This is a genomic window from Acinetobacter sp. UBA3025 (assembly GCF_002367915.1).
In the GTDB taxonomy this organism is placed as follows: Bacteria; Pseudomonadota; Gammaproteobacteria; order Pseudomonadales; family Moraxellaceae; genus Acinetobacter.
Genome location: NZ_DFDO01000222.1, coordinates 1 through 1,497, shown reverse-complemented (window position 1 = coordinate 1,497; position 1,497 = coordinate 1). Strand labels below are relative to the sequence as shown.

Genomic DNA, 1,497 nt, shown 5'->3' with positions numbered 1-1,497 from the left:
GGGTTTTGAAATTTATGCTTAGATTTACAATTAATTAGAGGACGTATCTGTGAGCAAAGACACTATCGTTGCCCTCCATGCAGAGCACCAAGGTCGCTGGAAAAACCGTGAAGAACTCGCGGAGCGTATGATTGCCCTAGTAGGTCAGTTATATCGTGAAAAAAATATCGTAGCTACAGTTTACGGTCGCTCTTTAATTAACCGTTCTGTAATCCAGATCCTTAAAGCGCATCGTCGTACTCGCGTATTAGACGTTGAGCTTTCTGTTGTAGACACTTTCCCAATCCTTGAAGCATTGGCAAAAGTGGAAAACATCGGTACTGCTGAAATTGATCTAGGCAAACTTGCTGTTGAATTCAAAGCAAAAGGTGGTGATGTTAACGCATTCGTTGCTGACGCTGTGAAATCACTTGAAGGCAATGCAACTTCTGTAGAAGGTAAAGACGTGGTGCTTTACGGTTTCGGTCGTATCGGTCGTATCCTGGCCCGTTTGATGATCAGCCAGTCAGGTCTAGGCCGCGGCTTGAACCTGAAAGCAATCGTAGTTCGTAAATCATCTGACGGTGACCTTGAAAAACGTGCGTCTTTATTACGTCGTGACTCAATCCACGGTCCATTTGCGGGTACGATTTCTGTAGACGAAGAAAACGAAGCAATCATTGCAAACGGCCAGTTCATCAAAGTGATCTATGCATCTAATCCATCTGAAGTGGATTACACTGCATACGGTATCGAAAATGCTTTAGTGATCGACAACACTGGTAAATGGCGTGATGCTGAAGGTCTTGCTCAACACCTGAAATGCCCAGGCGCTGCTCGCGTAATTCTGACTGCACCTGGTAAAGGTGACATGAAGAACGTTGTATTTGGTGTGAACCAGGCTGACATCCTTGATGAAGATCAAATCATCTCTGCTGCAAGCTGTACTACCAATGCGATCACTCCAACACTGAAAGTGTTAAACGACAAATACACAGTGATCAATGGTCACGTTGAAACAGTTCACTCGTTCACAAACGACCAGAACCTGATCGACAACTACCATAAAGCTGATCGTCGTGGCCGTGCTGCAACATTGAACATGGTTATTACTGAGACTGGTGCTGCTAAAGCGGTTGCGAAAGCACTTCCTGCACTGAAAGGCAAGTTGACTGGTAACTCTGTACGTGTTCCTACGCCAAACGTATCTCTTGCAATTCTGAACCTGACTTTAGACAAAGAAGTTGATCGTGATGAAGTAAATGAATACATTCGCCAAATCTCAATCAATTCTAACCTTCAAGGTCAAATCGGTTATACAAACTCGACTGAAGTTGTATCTTCTGACTTTATCGGTTCTCGTACTGCAGGTGTATTCGACGCTCAAGCGACCATCACTTCAGGCAACCGTTTAACTTGCTACGTTTGGTACGATAACGAAGTGGGTTATAGCTGCCAGGTACTTCGCATTGCTGAACAAATGGGCGGCGTAAGCTATCCAAAAGTTCCTGCTGAAAC

Annotated in this window: 1 protein-coding gene; it reads left to right on the top strand. The window is 44.5% G+C overall.

All coding sequences use genetic code 11. The features are described 5' to 3' along the window. Positions 1–49: 49 nt before the first annotated feature. Positions 50–1,497, top strand: a 1,448-nt coding sequence (locus B4J23_RS09295; protein WP_291360181.1) for a glyceraldehyde-3-phosphate dehydrogenase, incomplete at its 3' end; no start/stop codon positions are given.